We start from the raw sequence: 19,331 nt of genomic DNA, 5'->3' as shown, positions 1-19,331 counted from the left end.
CGCAGGACGCCCCTCGCACCTGCTGGGTTCGCGCTCCTGCGATCCGTTGGTCGCGTGCGCCGTGCGCACAGAGAAGTCCGCCTCCGCGAGGTCCTCACGGACGCTCGCGGAGGCGGACTCCGGGGTGATTACCGCTTGGCGAACTGGCCGGGGCGGCGACCGGCGCCGGCCGGCCCGCGGTAGGCCTGAGCGATGTCGAGCCAGCGGTCGGCTTCCTCGCCCTGCGCGGTCAGGGACAGGTCGTCGCGGTGTCGGCGGCGGCTGACCAGCAGAGCGAAGTCCACGGCGGGTCCGGTCACCCGCTGGGTCGCGTCGGCCGGCCCGAACTCCCAGACCACGCCGGAAGGACCGGTCAGCTCGACCCGGAACTCCTCGGTCGGCGGGGTCAGCCCGTGCGCGTGGTAGCCGAAGTCGCGGGTACGGAAGCCGAACCAGGCCAGGTGGCCGATCCGGTCGGTCAGCTCGCGCGTGCGCCCGAGCGCGTCGGCGATGTCCTGACCGTGGCCGAACAACTCCATCATGCCGGCCGCGGCCAGCACCGACGGCGGCAACGGGGTGACCAGCCAGGGAACGGTGGCTGTCGGCTCGACGGCAGCCAGCGCCTTGGCCGCGGTGTTGCGCTCCTGCCGCCACCTGTCCACCAGCGCACCGGTGGGCAGCTCCAGGTACGCGGCCAGGGCCTTGTCGACCGCCGCCTGGAAGTCACGCTTGGCGTCGGCCACATGCTCGGCGAAGGCGTCCGGCTCGGTGGCCGACAGGGCGGCCAGGTGGGACACGAATGCCAGGTGCGCGATCTGGTGCTTGACGGTCCAGCCCGGGGCCGGGGTGGCGGTGGACCACTGAGCCGGGCTCAACCCGGTCACCAACGCCTCGATGTCGTCGCCGTCAGCGATCAGGTCGTCGTAGACGCTCGTCTGATTCGACACGTTTCCTCCTGATGATTCGCCTATACCGAGGGGACTGTCACGGGCTGGCCGTCACGGCCGGTCAACGGGACCGGTGCCTTGCGACTGATCCGCGCCGGTGGCGGCAGCGACCCGCGATACCGCACGTCGACGCCACGGGCCTGGGCGGCCCGGACGATGTTCGGCACGGCGCGCTCGGCGATCGCGGCAATGGTGAACGCCGGGTTGACCGTCAACGCCCCCGGCACGGCCGAGCCGTCGGTCACGAAGATCCCCGGGTGGTCCCGCAGCTCGTTGGTGTCGTCGAGGGCGGAGGTCTCGGGGTCGTCGCCCATCCGGCACGATGCCAGCGGATGCACGGTGTACGCCCCGATGACCTCGTTGGTCCAGGGCAGCACCCGGGACAGGCCGTCGCGCTCCATGATGTCGCGGATGTCCGCGTCGGCCAGGGCCCAGCCGTGCCGCGTGTTGGCGGTCGGTTCGTACCGCAAGTTGCCCCGGCTGAGCATCTGCATGGAGATGCGATCGGCGTTGCCGGTCTCCGGAGGAGGACCGAAGACGCCTTCGTTGTCGTCCTCGGACATGATGAAGATGGTCAGCCACGACTGCCAGCGCCGCAGGATCTCCTTCTTGTCGGGTCCGAACCAGCTCGGTCCGTCGGCGTCGGGCGCCTGCGCGAGGATCGTGCCGAACCCCGGCGGGAAGTACAGCTGCTCCAGGGAGTAGCGGCTGAACTCGGGCAGCGAACCGTCGAGCCGGTCCCAGCTGGCGGCTGACGGTCCCCGGCCGATCTGGTTGGCCGCGTAGGCCAGGCCGTCGCCCCGGTCCAGGCCCAGAACGTCGCGGACCCGGTCCTCGTTGAGGATGGCCGTGTTGAGCCGTTCACCGTTGCCGGAGAAGTAGCGCCCGACCGCGGGCGGCATCGCCCCGAGGGTCTCCTCGGACCGTTGCAGGATCACCGGCGTCGCTGCCGCGCCGGCCGCGACCACCACGATCTTCGCCTCGATGACGCCGACGTCGACCTGCACCCGGTAGTCGACCGGGTCGACGACGGTGTAGTGGACCAGGTAGGCGCCCTCGGAGGACCGCTCGATGCGCTGCACCTCGTGCAGCGGCCGGATCTGCGCGCCGTGGTCGACCGCCGCCGGGAGGTAGTTGAGCAGCAACGACCGCTTCGCGTCGAACTTGCAGCCGGACATCATCCAGTTGCAGTTGGTGCACAGATCGGTGTCGATCGCGGCCGCGACCGGGTTGGCCGTGCGGCCGGCGTGGTCGCAGGCGGCGGCGAAGACGCCGCCGGAGTACGTGACGTCGTCCCAGGTGCTCTGAGTGATGGGCAGGGCCTGGGCGACCCGGTCGTACCAGGGATCCAGCGCCTCCCGTGTGATGGACTTCGGCCACATCCGCCGGCCGAGGCTGCCCTGGCGCTCGAACACGAATCGCGGGGCGCGGGGCATGGCCGCGAAGTAGACGACGCTGCCGCCGCCGACGCAGTTGCCGCCCAGGACGTTCATCCCCTCGCCCATGGTGAACTCGAAGGCCCGGGTCGACGAGGACCCGAACTTGAAGTCATGGTCGAACTCGTCGGCGCTCAGCCACGGGCCCCGTTCGAGGACGACGACCGAGGCGCCGCCGGCCGCCAGGTGGTATGCGGGAATCGCTCCGCCGAAGCCGCTGCCGATGACCAGGACATCGGTCCGTTCGTGGGCTGTCACTGCGGATCTCCTCTCGGGGTCGTCCGCGGATGGGTCGCGGCGAGGGCACGGCCATAGGAAAACCTGGGAAAGCGCCACGAGCCGTCCGGCTCGGGCGGCATGAACCCCATCGTGGTCAGGCCCGGATGGCCCGACGCCAGGGCGTCGGTCGTACTCATGTGGGCGCCGGTGTCCCAGGCCATGGTGGTGAACATGGCCAGCGCGACCCACAGCTCCTGCTCGGGGTGACCGGGTGCCAGCAGCTCCTGGGCGAGGGTGATCCGGTCGGTGAAGGCCAGCGCCACGAATGGCGGCACGGCGGGATCGAGGTCGAGGCCGAGCCGGGCGCCGTAGTCACGCGCGTGCTCGTTGAGCCCCTCCGCCAGGCTGTCCAGGGTGCCGGCCAGGCCACCCTCGGGTGAGAGCATCAGCTCCACGGCGCCGGAGGCGACCGCGCCTCCGCCGCTCACCGCGCCGGCGACCGCCCGGTCGGTCGGATCACGCTTCTCACCGGGAATGATGGTGTCGGCGTACGCCTCCAGGGTCATCACCTGGTCGGCGGTCAGGCCATCGAAGTCTTCCACGTACCTTCCTTTACGGCCGGGGCGTGTCGAACAGGCTGGGAAATCGGGTGGTGAGGCCGAGGTCGCCGCGGGCCTTCATGCGGCCCCGCAGGAACAGGATCTTGGGATTGGCGTTGCCGGTGACCATCCTCAGGAAGTCGACCGGCCCGAGGGTCAGGGTCAGACGGGCCGCGCGGGTCGGCTCCAGCGACGCCGTCAGCGTTCCCCGCGTGATGACCAGCTCCAGCGTGTCGGTGCCGCCGTCGGGCCGCCCGGTCACCTTCCAGTGCACCACCGCGTCGAGGTCGCCGGCCCGGTCGGCCCGGAAGACCGCCGGCAGGTCCTCGACGATGTCGTGCACGATCGACGCACGGCGCGGTGACGTCATCAGGGCCAGCAGCTCGCCGTTGGAGGCGGCCTTGACCTGTCGGGCAAACGCGAGCCGGTCGTGAAGGGGGCTGGTGTCGACTGGGCTCATCCGTCGATCTCCTGTCAGGTAACGGGTTCAGGCACGCCGTAGCTGGTCGCGACGATCCGGCTGCGTCATCGCGGCATCGGCTCCCAGATCGATGCGCGCCACGGACTCCACCGTTTGTCATCGGCGTCGGTGGGCCGAGGCGGTTGCCCTTGACCATGGCACCGCCGGCCTCGATCGGCCCTCTCCCACCGTGCCGTTCGCCCGCGCACCCCGACACCCGACCGGCGACCAGTCGCTGCGCGGCCGGCGGTCACGGCCCGGGTTCCGTCGCAACGAACGCGAGTGCCGGACGCCTGGGCGTCCGGCACTCGTCTCTCGGTTCACAGGCAATGTCGCCCTATCGCACCGCGATGCGTGACCGGTCGCGGACGAGCTCGGCCGCGGCGGCGAACGCGTCCGCCCCGGCCAGCTCCCAGACCCGTACTGGCCGGTCTGACAACACCGTGACCGCCCCGGCGTATCCCGGTCCGGCTCGCAGATCGACGATCTGTGCCGTGCCGACCAGCTCCGGATGGTTGGTGAAGCCGGTCAGCCGCACCTGTCCGTCCGGTGCCTCCAGGGTCACGTTCGACATCGGGATCCGCAGCCCGTCACCGGTCGCCTTCAGCACTGACTCCTTGCGGGTCCAGCACTGGAAGAACGCCCGGCGCCGGGCCCGCCGGTCGGGAATCTCGCTGAAGACCCGGCGCTCGGACTCGCCGAACACGAATTCCAGCATGCCGTCCACGTCGACGTCCGGGTTCACCTGCTCCACGTCCACCCCGACGGGTCCGTGCGCGCACAGCGCGACCGCCACGAGGTCGCCGGAGTGCGACAGCGAGACGTGCGGCCCGCCTCCCGCGACCTCGGGGCGCCCGTGCAGCCGTCGGCAGTCCGGGCACTCCCGCCGGAGCTCGACATCGAAGGGATCACCACCGCTCCACCCGGCCACCGCGACCTTGAGCAACGCGGTGGCCGCCGCGAACTGTCGTCGCGCCACGACGGTGTGGAACGACTCGGCCCGGGCCCGTTCCGGCTCGCTGAGCAGTTCCTCGCACCAGTCGGGGGCATCTGTCGGATCGACGCACCACACCCGGCAGTCCGTCGCTTCCACCGCCGCGCCGGTGTCGACGCCCGAGACACCCATGATCAACCGTCAGCTCGCGGGCGCCGCGGCGACCGCCGGCCGCCGGCGTTCCCGCAACCACTTCAGCCACCACATCGCGCCCCGGCCCAGGCAGACGAGGGTCGTCGCGAAGAACAGGGTGTACACGATGTTGAACTGCATGAGCACGCCGTACACCAGACCCACGCTCATGCCGAACATGAACTGGTGGAGCGGCTTGCTCGGCGTGGTACCGGGGTCGGTCACCATGTAGTTGGTGTAGAGCAGGAACGCCACACCGGTCATCGGCACCAGCGCGGCCCACAGGGAGACGTCCCAGACCCAGTGCCGCACCAGGGCCTGGATGACGAACGTACCGACCCAGCCCAGGATCAGCGGCACCTTCTTGGTCAGTACGGCGTTCAGCACCGTACCGGCGGTCAGCAGGATGATTGGGATCATGATCCGGAACACGTCCGGCACGTGTTCGGTGAAGTGGTACGGCGGAGCGATGTTGACCCAGGAGAACAGCACGAGGGTCATGGTGATCCCGAAGTTGGACGGGTTCATGAAGTGCCGCCAGCGACCCTTGATCGGCGCGACGAGCACCGCCTTCTGGCCCACACCGATCACCACGGCGAGGGCGATCGGCCAGAACCGGTCGTTCGCGTACAGCAGCATGTTGCACGCGAGCGTGGTGATGTAGGCCGGTAGGAGGAAGGTGAACAACCCCCACGCTCCGTGTCCGGTGAAGGCAGGCCTGCTCCGGGTCGCCCAAGCCGCGATCAGCGCGATCACGATCTCCAGGCCCAGGCCGATGGCCAGGGCGAAGAAGGGCCAGGCCCAGGGCTGCTCGAACCCGAGAACCGTGTAGCCCAGGATGTTGAAGATGCTCATCGAGATGGCGAAGTTGCGCAGCGCCAGGTAACGCGGGTCCCGGCTGTCCACGCGCGGTGGCCGGGCGGCTCGTCGGTCCGCCGCGGCCTTCAGCGCCGGCGGCACCGGCACGTCCCTGGCCGGCGGCGGGAGGGTGATGGTGCTGGAAAGGTGATTCTGGGCACGCCCGTCACCAGTCGAGACGCTGTCCGTCGCCGTCATTTCGCTGCTACCTCCTTGACCTGGTCGGTCAGCATCAGGTCGTGCCAGCCGGCAGCCAGGTCAACCGTCTGCACATGAGCGGTCCCTTGAAGGTCCCGCCAGCTGATCTCGGCCGACACCGGCTGCGAGCCCTGGTCACCCAGGCCGAAGAACACGTCGAAGCTCCGCTTGCCGGAGTGGCCGCCACCACCGTCGAGCTGGGCGACCTGCCGGTGACCGTCGGCCGTGGTCACCAGGACCTTGGCGCCGTAGGCGGGGGTACCGACCGGTCCGCCCGCCGCGCCGGCCGACGCGGGCCGGTGCAGGCGCAGACCCAGGAAGGCACCCCGCTCCGGGCTGGTGTTGCGGTAGAAGGCCGGCGCGCCCCACTGACGGGCGATGGCGAACTCCTGCCCGCCGTCGCCGTCGGTGTCGGCAACCGCCACACCGCGGGTCGGGATCGGTACGTCCAGGCCGAGCTTGGCGCTGAGGTTCACGTAACGGCCGTTGCCGTCGGGTACCCAGAAGGCCATGGGTTCGTGCCCGGCGATGTCGTCGCCCGGCTCGGCCTTGGGCCACATGTCCGGGTTCTCCAGCAGCACGTCGTTGCTCATGGCCAGTTCCTGCAGCCAGTTGAACCTGTTGATGGTGCCCTTGACGAATCCGCAGGCCTGCACGACGGCCAGGTGGCCGCTGTTGGTGAAATCGGCCATCTTGGCGTCCCAGCCCCAGCCGGTCCAGGCCATGTCGAGGTCGCCGGCCTCGTTGCGGAACGGCGCGATGCCCTTCTCCAGCTTCGCTTTGGCCCCCGCCGCGCTGCCCTCGGTGTTGATCCACACGAGGTTGCTCTCCTCCAGACCCCACGGGGTGGTGATGTTGCTGACGAAGGCGTCGAACTGGCCATTGCCGTTCAGGTCACCGAACTCGATGGACATGCCCTTGAACGAGTCGTGTCCGACGACGAGGGACTTGGGCGTGAGCGCGTCCCGCTCGCCCTCCACCAGTTCGAACTTGATGTCGCCCGGGGTGGACCGGTTGTGGAACATCCGGTCCTGGCCGAAGTCGTTGGCCAGGTAGAGCTCGGGCAACAGGTCGCCATCCAGGTCCGCCGAACTGGCACCCAGGGTCCAGCCGGTGGCGAAGCGCGGGTTGATGGCCGGCTCCTCCTCGAAGGAGACCGACGTGGCGGTCGCCCCGGTCCAGCGCAGGATGTGCGCGCCACCCGCGTTGGTGGCCCGGGACATGGAATGGTTCATCTGGACGTTGGGCTGCCCGTGGGGATCCAGCACGCCGCTTTCCGGGAAGTAGTTGAACACCCCGAGGTCGGGATGCCCGTCGCCGTCGAAGTCGGCGACTGCCACGGCGTTGGTGTTCCACTGCTTGCCCTGGTACGTACCGCCGGGCCCGGTGGACGGCGCGATCAGTTCGGTGGGCTGGTAGCTGGCCAGGGTCAGCGGGCCCTGCTGGCCGCGGTGCAGGAACACCACGGGGGTACGCCCCCAGTAGTACACGAGGAGGTCGTTCCAGCCGTCACCGTTGTAGTCACCCGGCACGCAGCCCATCGGCGCGATGACGTCGCTCATCGGCAGGGGTGCCGGGTTCAGCACGAATGGCTGGTAGTTGTCGCCGCCGGCCGGGGCCGGGGTGACGATGGCCGCGTCGGATCGCGTGTCGACGAGGCACAGGTCGTTGGCCACACCGCGACCGTCCAGGTCGTTGACGGAGATGGCGGCGCCGACTGACGAGATCCACGACCGGATGTGCTCATACCTCGGGTTGACCACCCGCACCGACTTCTGCGGGAGGTTTTCCGGCAGCGCGATCGGCATTTCCGTGAACCGGAACCGCGACGCCAGTGCGGCCTCGTCGGCTGCGGAGATCGCGGGTCGCTGAGCCACCACGAACAAGGTGGTGGCCAGGACGAGGACGAATAGTGCTGGGGCGAGTCTGCGGACCACCGCGACTGGGCTCGATCGCATTGGATCCTCTCATCTCGACGGGAAGGCGTCACCGGACGCCGGACGGCGGCAGCAGATCCTGCCGGGGAAAGCGTGAATTGTGGGCGGCAGCGCGTCTTCTCGCGCGGTGCTCAACGGTTCGGGGAAAAAACGCCGGCGGCCCGGCAGGCCACCGGAATGGCCGAACCGGGTCCGCGCGGTCCGTAGGCGACAAAGTTTTTGCGAACAGGGCGGGACGCTCCGACGAAGAGGTCCGTCCTACGCGGTGCCCGTTGCTCCCGGCTGGGCCGGCACCGGCTTCGGCGACGGGTCGGTGCGCAGGAACTGGCCGTTGAGGAACAGCAGTGCGTCGTCGCCGGGTCGACGCCACAGTGATCGCACCCGACCGACGTAGATCGTGTGGTCGCCCGCCTCGTGCCGTTGCTCGAGTTCACATTCGAGATGGGCCAGCGCGCCGTCGATGAGGGGAGCGGCGCTGTACGGCCCCGGGGACCACGACACCGCGTTGAACTGATCCCGGCCGACCGGCCGTCGCTTGTCGGCGAAGTACCGCGCCAGCTCGGTCTGATCAGCGGCCAGGATCGACACCGCGAATGCCGGATCCTGCTCCAGGACGTCGTGCATGAGAGCGTCCCGCCCGACGCAGACCAGGACAAGCGGCGGGTCGAGGGAGACCGCGGTGAAGGAGTTGGCGGTCATACCGTGCGCGATCTCGCCACCCACGGTCACCACGGTGACGCCGGTGGCGAAGGCGCCGAACACCCGGCGCAGTGCCCCCTTCTCGTGGATCACATCCTGAGCCGGCTGAAGCCTTTCCATATTCGCCTCCGGGGGCCGTCTAGGCATAGGGCTGCAGAGCCTTGGCCAACGCCTCCGGCACGCGAGCCGGAGTCGTCCGGGTGTTGGGTCCCCGCATGCAGGCGACCCGTTGACTGCCGCGGGCGACGAGCGTCTCCCCGCTCCCGTCCAGCCGCACGTAGTCGAAGCCGAACTGCACCTGGGTCTGTGCCAGCTCGGTCAATCGCATGCGGATGCTCAGCTCGTCGAAGGCAGCGAGCTCGGCGAAGAATTCGCAGTCGACCTTGAGGGTGAACAGCTTCAGGTCCTGCCGGAGATCTTCGAGGACCGATGGTGCCCGGTCCTTGAGGAACATCTCCCGACACCGGCCCTGCCACCGCAGATAGTTGACGTAGTAGACGTTGCCGACCATGTTGGTTTCCTCGAACCCCACGGTGTGGCGGTACTCGTAGTATTTCTCCACTGCCTATTCACGCCCTCCGTCGAGAATGGCCACGGCGACTTTGTTCTGCGCGCCGGACACCCGGGTGACCAAGGTGGCGACCCTCCGGTCACCGCACCCGAGCACGACCCAACCGACCGGTTCGGTCGTGACCAGGCGCCACTCGCGGGCGTCGGACAGGCATTCCAGGGCGGCCTGGACCCGCGTCGCCGCGTCGTCGAGCGAGTCCCCGGCGGCCCGGGCAACCAGCCGTGCCAGCTCCCCGTGCGACCCGAGTCGATCGGCCCACTCCTGCGCCGTCCGGCGCGCCACCGGAACGACCGCACAGCCGATCGAGTCCGCGGCCGCGACGCACAGGGCGAGACCGGCCGCCGAACTGGCCGACACGTTCCGCCCTCCGGCGACCCGGGGTTGGCCGTCCTTGGTGTAGCGGACCCTGGTCGGCGCACCCAGGGCCCGGCCGATCGCGATCGTGGTGGTCGACTGGTCCGGTCCCGCCGGCGCCGGTTCGACGGCGACCGTGACCGCGGATCCCAGCACGTCCTGCATCGCCCGTTCGAGGTAGCAGCCGAGCAGGACCGGATGCCAGGGTCCCGAACCGTCCTGCTTGCGTACGGCACGCAGCCGCAGGCCTTCCCAGCGTTCGACGACGGTGCCGGTCGCATCGCGCAACGCGATGTCGTACACGTAGGTGTCCCCGTCTCGCGAGCGTTCGATGGCACGGAACCGGAGCGAGTCGGCGTCGAACATGGCCGCGCCGGCCGGCACAATCCGCTCGATCCCCTGCGGCAGCAACGTCGCGTCCGGCACGCAGACCTGGTTGCCATGCATCATGGCGTCCCGCACGCCCGGGTCGCCGAGCAGCAGCGTGGACGGTAGGTAGCTGGCGAACCAGTCGGTCGAGGCGTCGGCCGCCACGCTGGCGTCCACGTCGCGTGCCGCGGCCAGGTGGTACGTCCGCAGGCGCTGGAACCGGCGGCCCTGGAACAGGACCGGGCCGTAGAGGTCCGTCATCGGGTCGAGCGGCACCGCGGGCAGGCCGGGCTCGACCTGTTCGGGTGCTCCAGCCGCCGGACGCGTCGGCGCGAAGCACAGCCGGGCCCGGAAGTGGTCGGCGTTGAACCCGGTCTCCTCGCTGCGCAGCGCGACCTCGACCGTGTCCGGGCCGGTGACCACGGCCGCGATCCGGATCCGGGTGCTGCCGTGCGGCGGCACGACGATCGGCCGGAGGAACTCGGCGTTGTCGACGACCGGAGCGTTGGCCGCACCGGTGACCGCCGCCCCGACCTGCGCCATGGCCTCCATGCCGAAGACCGCCGGGAAGAGCTGGTTGCCATCGAGCAGGTGATCGGCCAGGTAGAGGTCGGTTCCCGCGCTCAGCTCGACCTCGCAGATGAGCTCGACCCCGTGGTAGCGCACCAGTGGGCGGTCGACGAAGCGCAGCAGGGGCAGCTCCGGCTCGTCGTAGCGCATCGTGTCGATGCCATGGGTCCGGCCGCTGATCACCACGGTGTTCGGGCTGTCCGGGTCAGCCAGCAGTCGACGAAGCACGGCGATCCCCTGCTCCGGCGGGATGGCGCTCACCCCGTCGCGGTCCAGCTTCTCGACCACGTCCAGCCGTTCGCCCATGCCGACGCCCGACCACACGGACCACTCGAGGCAGATCGTGCGACAGTGCGGGTTCCGCCGGCCGAACTCGGAGGTGGCGTCGTCCAGCCATTCGTTCGCAGTGGCGTAGTGGGCCTCGCCGGGCAGCCCGGCGCGGCCGATGATGCTGCCCAGGGTGACCAGCAGCCGCACCTGTTGCGGGTCTACGGCGGCCAGCACGGCGCGCAGCCCGCCGGTCTTCGGCGCGAGCGTACGGGCGATGGCTTCCGTCTCCAGGGTGACCAGCGACGCCGGTTCGTTGCGACCCGCGCCGTGCAGCACCGCGGTGACCGGGCCGAGCGTCGCGGTCAGCGCGGCCACCGCACGGCTGACCGACTCGGCGGCGGTGACATCGGCCCGGGCGTACTCGACGGTGATGCCGGCCTGCGCCATCCGCTGGAGATTGGCCGACAGTTCGGCGTCCTGAGCCGGGTCGGATCGGCCCAGCAGTGCGAGCTTGGCCCCGCTGTCCTGTGCCATGGCCAGGGCGCACTCGGCCGTGATGCCCTTGCCACCGCCGGTGACCAGCAGCACGTCCCGCGCCGCGAGGGCCGGGACGGTCCGGGCCGGCTCGAAGGGCAGCACCCGGAGCGTCGGGGTCCGGCGAGTGCCGTCCGCGTCGTAGAACACCTCGGTGAAGGACTCCGTCACGGCGGTCTCCGCCGTCACCCGCGCCACCGCCTGATCGGCGTCGGGGAGATGGACCACGGTGACCCGGGTCTGCGGCGACTCCAGATGCAGCGTCTTGGCCAGCCCCGCCGCACCCCGGCCGTGCTGGACCAGGACGAACCGCCGGTTCGACGGTCCGGCCAGGACCACCTTGGCCCCGCGCAGGGCCAGTTCGAGGTCCTGCTCGGTACAGTCCGGCGGCAGGCAGACCAGCACGCCCGCGCCCACCCCGGCCCTGGCCAGGGCGGCGCTCAGGTCCTGGGCGTACGGGTGACCGGGCGAGGCGAAGACCTGCCACTCACCGTCGGTGTCCCTGGCGGCCCGAGGCGGAATCGGCGTGACGTCCAGGTCGACCGACCACGGTCGGACCCAGGACGCCGCGCCGGTGGGCGCCACCGGTGCGGCCGCCTCGACCGTCCCCGCGTTGCGAGCCAGCGCCTCGTAAGCGTCGGCAAGTTCCCGGACGGTCGACGTGGCGAAGTTCGGCGGTGTCTGCCCGGCCGGAATCCCGAGCTGGGTCGCGACCTGGTTGACGATCTGACCGACGGTGATGGAGCTCAGGTGCAGGTCGTCGAGCAACCGGCTGTCCGGACGCACCAGATCCAGTGGCAGCTCAGCCCGGTCTGCGGCCAGCCGCCGCAGCAGCTCAAGGCTCGAGGCCCCGGCATCGTCGGCGACGATCGCGGGCGGATCCGCCGGCGCCTGGATCGACGGCGCCGGTCCGGCCGGCTGGGCCGGAACATCGATGTCGAGTGCCGGGGCGGCCTCGCACGGATTGGCGAAGAACGACTGCCGGGTCCCGACCTCCAGCGGCTTGAGCAGCCGGCCATGGAACAGGCTCGAGTCGACCTCGGCAGCGCCGACCACGAACGCCGCCCCGACCGCCCGCAGCACGCCGGTCAGCGACTCGTCATCGGTGTCCAGGGCCACCACCCGCAGATCGGCCGCCCCGGCCAGACCCGTGAGCACCCGGCCGGGACCGACCTCGATCAACAGGTCGACCTCCTTGCCCACCAGGGCGATCGCCTGCTGGAACAGCACCGGGTCGGTGATCTGGTTGCGCAGCAGACCGGTGAGGTCCGCGTCGGCCGGCAGCAGCTCACCGGTCACGGACGACATCACCCGGCCCGTCAGCGGCGCCCAGGCTTGGTCGTCGAGCGCCGCACCGAACACTTCGGCCGCCTTTGCGACCAACGGCGAGTGGAACGCGTGCGACACCGCCAGCCGGCCGGCGTCGTATCCGGCCTCCCGGGCCCGGACACAGGCCGCCTCGACGGCCTCGACCCGCCCGGCGATGACAGTCTGCTGCGGGCTGTTGTAGGCGGCGATGACGACGTCCGAACCGGCGATGATCTGGTCGACCTCCACCGCCGGAGCGCCGATCCGGGCCATCGTGCCGGTCGCGCCGTGCTCACTCATGGCCTGACCCCGCTGGGCGGCGAGGCGCAGCAGCGCGTCCTCGTCCATGGCCCCGGCCCAGTGCAGGGCCGAGAGCTCGCCGAGGCTGTGGCCGACCGCCACCGTGGCGTGCACTCCGAGCGAGGCCAGGACCCGCAGCCCGGCGACCGACCCGGTGACGATCCGCGGCTGGGCGACCTCGGTCGCCACGGTGTCGCCGCCGGTGGGCAGCGCGGCCTTGGCGTACACCGCGTCCGCTTCGGTGAAACGGCGCCGCATCGCGCCGCCGCTGGTTCCCTGACCGGATCCCTGGCCCGGGAACAGGAAGCCGATCTGACCGCGCTTGGCGAAGTGCCCGAGCAGGCTCCGTCCGTCCGCGCTGAAGCTGGTCGTCTCGCCGGACTCGACCTTCTCCAGCAGGGTCCGCAGCCGGTCTGCGGCGTCCCCGGGCGAGCTGGCCACGACGGCCGCACGGTAGGGCAGGTCACGCAGCCGCTGGTGCAGACTCGCGGCCAGGTCGCCGAGCTGGGCGTACGAGATCGTCGGCACGAAGTCGACCAGTTCCCGCAGCCGATCCGACAGTTCGGCGGACGAAGCCGCGTCGACCAGCAGCAGTTCGTGGTCCTGGATGGCCGTGGCGATGGCCCGGGTCCGGACATCGAATCCGTTGCGCCGCCTGGTGTTCTCCAGCACGACGTGGGTGTTGATGCCACCGAAACCCATGGCGGTCACACCGGCGCGGACCGGGCCGGTGGCGGGCCACGGCTCGGCCTGACGCAGCACCCGCAGCGTCGCGTCCGGGGCGGTCAGCAGGTCGTGGGGTTCACTGCAGCCCAGGGCGGGCGGCAGGACCTGGTGGTGCACGGCCATCGCCGCCTTGATCAGACCGGCCACGCCGGCGGCGGCCTTGGTGTGGCCGATCATCGCCTTGACCGAGCCGACCACGGCCGTCCCGGTGGCCCCAGCGGCCCGCCGTGCCTCCGACAACGCCCGCAGCTCGGTCGCGTCGCCGACCGCGGTGCCGGTGCCGTGGCCCTCGAACAGGCTCACCGTCTCCACCCCGAAGCCGGCGCGCTCGTAGGCCCGCTGCATCGCCAGTTGGTAGCCGCTGAACTCGGGCCGGGTCATGCCACCCTTGCCGTCGGAGGACATGCCCCAGCCGGCCACGGTGGCGATCACCCGCTGGCTGCTGCGCAGGGCGTCCTCCTCGCGCATCAGAACGACCATGCCGCAGCCCTCACCGGGCCAGAACCCGTTCGCGCCGCGGTCGTAGACCTTCATCTCGGTGCGGGCCAACGCCCCGGTCTTGGCGAAACCGATCAATTCGAACGGGTCGATCGACAGGTCGACCCCGCCGGCCACCGCCACGTCGATCACGCCGTCGACCAGGTTGTTGCAGGCGGTCGCCACCGCCAGCAGGGACGAGGAGCAGGCGCCGTCGACGGTGAAGCCGCCGCCGTTGAGGTCGAAGTGGTTGCAGATGCGGCCGGCGATCGTGTTCGACAGGCCGCCGGCGAGGGTGTCCTCGTCCACCTCGGCGAAGGGGGCCTTGTAGACCCCCTCCAGCTTCGCGAGGAACGCGCCGAGCCGGTCGTCGTCCCAGCCCTCCCGCTGCAGCGCGGCGGCGACCGTGCGCCGGACGAACGGCCATCGCAGCCGCATCTGACTGGCCCGCGAGAACTCGCCGGTGAGGCTGTTGCCGACGATGGCGGCCGTGCGCTGCCGGGGCAGGCCCACGCCGCCGGGGAAACCGGCGTCAGCGAGCGCCTGCGCCGCGACGTCCAGAGCGAGCCAGTGGGTGAGGTCGGTCGACCGGTACGTGCTGCCCGCGACCTTGAAGGCCAGCCGGTCGAACTCGTAGCCCTCGATGACCGCGGCCATGCGGGCGTAGAACCGGTCGGGCGCGGCCGGGTCTGGTGACCAGTAGTCGTCGAGATTCATCCGCTCCGACGGCAGTTGCCGGAACGCGCGCCGACCGGCGACCGCGTTCTCCCACAACTCGCGTGGGCTGTTGGCATCGGGGTAACGGCAGGCCATGCCGACAATAGCGATCCGGGTCATTTTTGCTCCGTGGCAGTTAGTGCGTAGTGTCCGGAACGAACAAAGGCCTCGGAAATCCGTTGGCGCCAGACCTCGAACGCCGGTACCGGGCCGTCACTCGGAAGGTCCACCATCGCCTCGTCGGTGACCTTCTGCGCCAGCGCCACCGGCTGGCCGCAGAAGATCCGGGTGGCGACCTCGTTGTGTGGGCAGACCAGGTTGGCCTTGGCACGGGCGCCGGCTGCGAAGGCGGCGCCCTGGGCCAGCTGCGGCCGGTAGTCCTTTGCGTGATCCCACAGCGCGGTCAGCTCGGCCTTCGTGGCGCCGCCGGCATAGGTGGCGGCGAGCCCGATCCCGCTGTATAGGTCGGCCCACCGAGGGCGCGGATAGCGTTCGACCAGGCCGGCCACGACTTCGACGTCGGTGCCGCCGATGAACCACAGCGCCCGGCCGATGCCCTGGTCGATGGCGCGTGACGCGTATTCCGGCGCGGTCACGTCACGCCACGGAAGCGAGCTGTCCTCGTACAGGTCGTAGACGTAGCGCTCGGTGCGGAAGTAGGCCTGGTGGAACCCGTAGCCGTCGAGCACCAGCCACCGCAGCAGCGGATCGGGTGAGTGCAGCGTCGACCACCGGATCCGGGGCAGTCGCGCCATGGCCCATCCGACACCGACGTACGCCATGTAGATGTGGTCGGCACCGGCGCCGGCCAGGAAGCGTGCGACGTTGCGTCCACCGGGGCGCAGGCCGTCGCGGATGGCGAAGGCCATGGCGGCGCCCTCGTGGGCGAAACCGCGGAAGCGGGTGGGTACGGCCGCCAACGGCATCTTGGCCGCAGCTGGTGTCCGGGCCTCGGCGGCGATTCCAAAGCCGTCAAGGAAGGCGCCACCGACGGTTTCCAGCAGCGCGCGCGCCTCGGGGCTCTTGACGTGGAATCCGCGGACATCCATCCTTGTGGCGGATCGGTTGGGTGTCATTATCTTGCGGCGAATCACTCGAAGAGCATTCATCGGTGGGCTACTCCTGGGCCGCTCGTCCGACATTGGGAAGCGCTGTGCCGCCTCGCCATCTCCCTGAGCCTGGCAAGGCGTCGGTGACGTGTCTTCTTTGGTGTTGCCCACGGCTCGTCGAACCCGTCAGATGGATTCAGACTCCAGCCCGGAAAGCGAATTGGCCCGGATGCGGCGTTGCGTCCGGGCCGATTTCGCCAGGCGACCGGCCGTCATCGGGGCCGCTGCGGCCAACTGGGGGAACTCGACACACGCCCTAGGACCGGCGGGGCTGAGGCCGGTGGATGAGCATGACCAACAGAGCGATGACAGATCCCGCGGCGACGACGGTGAGGCCGACGCTGAGCGGGTCGCTACCGAAGTGATCGTGCCCGCCGGCGGCCGGCTGCGCCGCGTCGGCGGGTGCCGCCGCGGACGCGAGCGACGAGGACACCCGGAAACGGTTGGTGCCGGTGAAGGTGCGGCCGCCGGCCAGGACAACGTGATAGGCCAGAACGTAGTCGCCGTCGGCCTGGATCGTCACCGGCGTCTTGATCGCCGTGCCCTCCACCGCCGGCGCACCGGACGGCACCAGCCTCCCCCGACCGTCAGAGACCCCGATGTGGATCTGTTCAGGCCGCACCGGGGCGTCGAAGGTGAGCGACACCTGGTGGGGCGGCTCGCGCAGGGCCGCGCCGTCGGCCGGGTAGACCGGCCCGAGGGCGACGTCCCCGCTCCCGGCGAACATCAGCACGCCGATCGCGACGACGACGAGCGCTCCGGCCGCCGCGACGAGCCGTCCCCACCGGGTGGATCGGGTCATGGCCGTCAGACCCTGACCAGTTCGCGGGCACACGTGCAGGCGGTCAGCTCTCGCTCGGCGTCCTTGGGACGCAGGTGGAAGTACATGGCGACCACCATCGGGATGAAGACGACGGTGTTGTAGAACAGGTGCAGCTCCACCCGGGGGTAGAAGTACTGCAGGATGCTGGTCGGCACCGTGGCGCCGAACAGAAAGTGGTGAGTCTGGGCCTGGATCAGCAGCAGCAGGTGCTCGATGTGATGCCAGAACTGGATGACCAGCGCCACGGTCCACCACGTCCTGGCGCGGCCGGCGAACCCGTTGCGCAGCGCGAAGAGGCCGATCAGCATGACGATCGCGTATCCGTAGTGCAGGATCTCGGACGAGACCAGCCACGGGTAGAACTGGCCGAGAACGCCCCGCGCCTGCGGTCGTGGCTGGTGAAGGATCCAGATCTGCGCGGCCTGCACCAGGTGCTCGGCCCAATGGGCGAGCACAATGAACATGAACAGCCCGAGAACAAGTCGATGTCCGGCGCCGTTGATCCAGCTGAGAGAGCGCTGGTTGTTTCTCGCGATCGTGGCCACTAGCCCCTCCGCACCATTGTGACGGCACCCGGCGGTGCCGAATCAACGATGGGATCGTATCGGCCCCGGCCCATCTCGTACATTGCTGCAACGGGCCGGGGGATAACACAAATGCATTGTCCGCTATGAGTCAATCCGGGCCGTCGTACACCACCTTGCACACGCGCGACGGCGCGCGTTTCTCACGGGTTGCCGTGCGGTAAACAGCAAGAGCAATCCGGGACAACCAGGCGGTCGGATCCGCCCCGACAATGACACGCATGACTCTCTACGACCGCAGACAGATAATCACCACGCCGCCGAGCAGCAGGCCCGTTCACCGGGGCCGGATCATCGTCGGCAGCATGGTGGCCGGCGTGCTGCTGGCCATCCTCTGGTCGTTCGAACTGGTCGACCACGTCATCGGCGACAACGTCGCCAACACCCTGCTCGGCCGCGACGCCAAGGCCACTGCCATCGGCGGCACCGTGGCCGGCCTGGCCTTCGCTTTCGTCTCCGGCCTAGCCGGCACGTTCACCGCGTGCAACATCGCGATGGCGGCGTCCATCGGCCCGATGAGTCAGGCCAGTGCCGGCTCCTCCGCCCGCAGCGGCCTGCGCAGCATGCTGAAGCCGGTCGGGTGGCTGACCCTCGGCATGGTGACGGTCTCCGGGCTCTACGGGTTCGTCGGAGTGCTCATCGGCGACCGGCTGGCTCAGCTGTCGACCGCGACATCCGGCGGCATCCCCGTACGCCTCTGGCAGTCGATGGTGGTCTTCGGCCTGGTGGGGCTGGCTTTCGTCTATCTCGGGCTCGCCGCACTCGGCCTGCTGCCCGATCCGTTCGCCCGGCGCCCGGTCGCCCGCGTGGTCACCCTCGGCGCGCTCGTCGGCGCCTTCCTCATCGGGAGGCCGTACCCGTTGTTCAACAAGCTGTTCCACTGGGCCGTCGACAGCGGCAACCCGCTGTACGGCGCCGGGGCCTTCATCCTTCAGTCCCTCGGCAACATCGTCATCGTGGCGGCCCTGTTCAGCCTAATCGTGGTGCTCAGCCGGGGGCGCGTCATCGGCTGGCTGTCGAGCAACCCGGGCCGTACCGTCGCGGTGACGGGGGCGCTGCTGATCGCCCTGGGCGTCTTCACCTTCGTCTACTGGGACGTCCGGCTGCCCGCGATGTTCGGACACGGATGGTTCCCCACGATGCCGTACAACCGCTGAAAAGGGGACCCGGAGCCGGCGGGAATCAGGTCACCGCCCGCCGGCCATCCAGCGGAGCGGACTATGCGTTCGGCATGTGCACGACCCGGAGGAATCCGGGCAGCAGCCACGGCCGGGGACCACCGATGACCACGTCGCGACGCAACGCGGCCGAGAGCATTCCGATGCGCCCGAACAGCATGAGGTTGAAACGCGCCGGACGATAGGTGATGCGGACGTCCGCCGCGGTGCCGGGCGGAGCAACGGTCAAGCGGCCGTCGGCCAGGACGGTCGTCGTCGGTGCGGTGTACGCCGACTGGAACGCCACCGCGATGTGACGCGCGGGCTGGCGCACGCCGGTGTCGATGAGGACACCGTGGTCGTGGCGCACCATGTCGAGGAAGAAGAGGTCGAAGAACAACGCGGCATCGGCTTCCGGCATGGGCCACGGCCGGCCCGTCGCCCGGGCGATGTCCCAGCCGTGGATGAGGAGCTCGTTCGTCAGATGGGCCAGGAGACCCGCGATCGTGACCGACGCTCCTCCGAGCCAGCGGACCACGCGGCCCGGATCGGCGTGCGCCGTGGCCCGGAGCAGGTGGTCCACCGCGTCGGACAGGTCCCGGCACAACACCTCGGCGTCACGCTCGGTCAGATGGCGGAGCACGAGCACGTTGAGCGACGACACCGTGTCCACCGTCGTTCGTGCCAGCGCAGCGTCGAGCCCGGGCACCGGCGGCGGGTCGGCCTGGGCGTCGACCAGCGAGACGTAGAGCGACGCGATGGACAACACGTGCGCGGTGGTGTCCGACACGGTCCATGCCCTGGTGGCCATGGCGCGTGTCGGCGCCGGGCATGACCTGATCAGTGCGGTGAACCGTTGGGTGGCGTGGTGCACGGCGGCTCGTGCATCGGGCCAGCGGTCGCGGGCGTTCTTCGTCACGGCACCACTCTCACACCGGATCGGGCGGTAGCCGACCCTCCACTGTGCTCCGTTTCGGCATCCGTGGAACGCGACCACCCGGACT

At 70.0% G+C, this 19,331-nt stretch carries 15 protein-coding genes; 1 reads left to right on the top strand and 14 read right to left on the bottom strand.

Translation table 11 applies throughout. The annotated features are described in order from the left end of the window. Positions 1 to 128 precede the first annotated feature (128 nt). The 13 genes from GCE86_RS07975 to GCE86_RS07915 form a co-directional block, all read right to left on the bottom strand. Positions 129 to 926 (bottom strand): TIGR03084 family metal-binding protein, encoded by a 798-nt coding sequence (locus GCE86_RS07975; protein WP_154226343.1) that lies wholly within the window; start codon positions 924 to 926, stop codon positions 129 to 131. A 20-nt stretch (positions 927 to 946) separates the two neighbouring features. Further along, positions 947 to 2,620: a GMC family oxidoreductase N-terminal domain-containing protein gene (locus GCE86_RS07970; protein WP_154226342.1), complete on the bottom strand. Its 1,674-nt coding sequence runs from the start codon at positions 2,618 to 2,620 to the stop codon at positions 947 to 949. Beyond that, the gene (locus tag GCE86_RS07965) at positions 2,617 to 3,147 is read right to left on the bottom strand and encodes a DUF5987 family protein (protein WP_154230385.1); all 531 of its coding nucleotides are present in this window, start codon (positions 3,145 to 3,147) and stop codon (positions 2,617 to 2,619) included. The genes GCE86_RS07970 and GCE86_RS07965 overlap by 4 nt, the downstream gene beginning before the upstream one ends. A gap of 46 nt (positions 3,148 to 3,193) precedes the next feature. Continuing rightward, a complete protein-coding gene (locus GCE86_RS07960) occupies positions 3,194 to 3,550 on the bottom strand; it encodes an SCP2 sterol-binding domain-containing protein (protein WP_425280846.1) in 357 nt (118 codons plus the stop codon). A 427-nt stretch (positions 3,551 to 3,977) separates the two neighbouring features. Then, positions 3,978 to 4,766 carry a 4'-phosphopantetheinyl transferase family protein gene (locus tag GCE86_RS07955; RefSeq protein ID WP_154226340.1) on the bottom strand — a complete coding sequence of 263 codons (789 nt, stop codon included), beginning with the start codon at positions 4,764 to 4,766 and terminating at the stop codon, positions 3,978 to 3,980. 9 nt (positions 4,767 to 4,775) lie between these two features. Continuing rightward, a complete protein-coding gene (locus GCE86_RS07950; RefSeq protein ID WP_239543050.1) occupies positions 4,776 to 5,822 on the bottom strand; it encodes an enediyne biosynthesis protein in 1,047 nt (348 codons plus the stop codon). Beyond that, positions 5,819 to 7,780, bottom strand: coding sequence for a CRTAC1 family protein (locus tag GCE86_RS07945; protein WP_154226339.1), 1,962 nt, complete (start codon positions 7,778 to 7,780; stop codon positions 5,819 to 5,821). The genes GCE86_RS07950 and GCE86_RS07945 overlap by 4 nt, the downstream gene beginning before the upstream one ends. A 237-nt stretch (positions 7,781 to 8,017) precedes the next feature. Further along, positions 8,018 to 8,578 carry a flavin reductase family protein gene (locus tag GCE86_RS07940; RefSeq protein ID WP_154226338.1) on the bottom strand — a complete coding sequence of 187 codons (561 nt, stop codon included), beginning with the start codon at positions 8,576 to 8,578 and terminating at the stop codon, positions 8,018 to 8,020. Positions 8,579 to 8,597: 19 nt separating this feature from the next. Further along, positions 8,598 to 9,020 (bottom strand): acyl-CoA thioesterase, encoded by a 423-nt coding sequence (locus GCE86_RS07935; RefSeq protein ID WP_154226337.1) that lies wholly within the window; start codon positions 9,018 to 9,020, stop codon positions 8,598 to 8,600. Between the two features lie 3 nt (positions 9,021 to 9,023). Further along, a complete protein-coding gene (locus GCE86_RS07930) occupies positions 9,024 to 14,774 on the bottom strand; it encodes a type I polyketide synthase (protein WP_154226336.1) in 5,751 nt (1,916 codons plus the stop codon). Then, complete coding sequence (locus tag GCE86_RS07925; RefSeq protein WP_154226335.1) at positions 14,771 to 15,763, bottom strand: DUF1702 family protein; 993 nt, start codon at positions 15,761 to 15,763, stop codon at positions 14,771 to 14,773. Before GCE86_RS07925 ends, GCE86_RS07930 begins: the two co-directional genes overlap by 4 nt. A 256-nt stretch (positions 15,764 to 16,019) precedes the next feature. Continuing rightward, entirely contained in the window at positions 16,020 to 16,565 is a 546-nt protein-coding gene (locus GCE86_RS07920; protein ID WP_154226334.1) for a copper resistance CopC family protein, read from the bottom strand. Between the two features lie 5 nt (positions 16,566 to 16,570). After that, positions 16,571 to 17,050: a hypothetical protein gene (locus GCE86_RS07915; RefSeq protein WP_204342857.1), complete on the bottom strand. Its 480-nt coding sequence runs from the start codon at positions 17,048 to 17,050 to the stop codon at positions 16,571 to 16,573. Between the two features lie 341 nt (positions 17,051 to 17,391). On the opposite strand from GCE86_RS07915, the gene GCE86_RS07910 reads away from it, so the two are divergent. Then, positions 17,392 to 18,327 carry a hypothetical protein gene (locus GCE86_RS07910; protein WP_154226332.1) on the top strand — a complete coding sequence of 312 codons (936 nt, stop codon included), beginning with the start codon at positions 17,392 to 17,394 and terminating at the stop codon, positions 18,325 to 18,327. 61 nt (positions 18,328 to 18,388) lie between these two features. On the opposite strand, the gene GCE86_RS07905 is transcribed toward GCE86_RS07910, so the two are convergent. Then, on the bottom strand, positions 18,389 to 19,324 hold the full coding sequence (locus tag GCE86_RS07905; RefSeq protein WP_204342858.1) for a maleylpyruvate isomerase family mycothiol-dependent enzyme: 936 nt from the start codon (positions 19,322 to 19,324) through the stop codon (positions 18,389 to 18,391). Positions 19,325 to 19,331: the final 7 nt, after the last annotated feature.

The organism is Micromonospora terminaliae (genome assembly GCF_009671205.1).
GTDB lineage: Bacteria > Actinomycetota > Actinomycetes > Mycobacteriales > Micromonosporaceae > Micromonospora > Micromonospora terminaliae.
The sequence above is the reverse complement of the archived record's forward strand: the minus strand, read 5'-3'. Positions and strand labels throughout refer to the sequence as shown.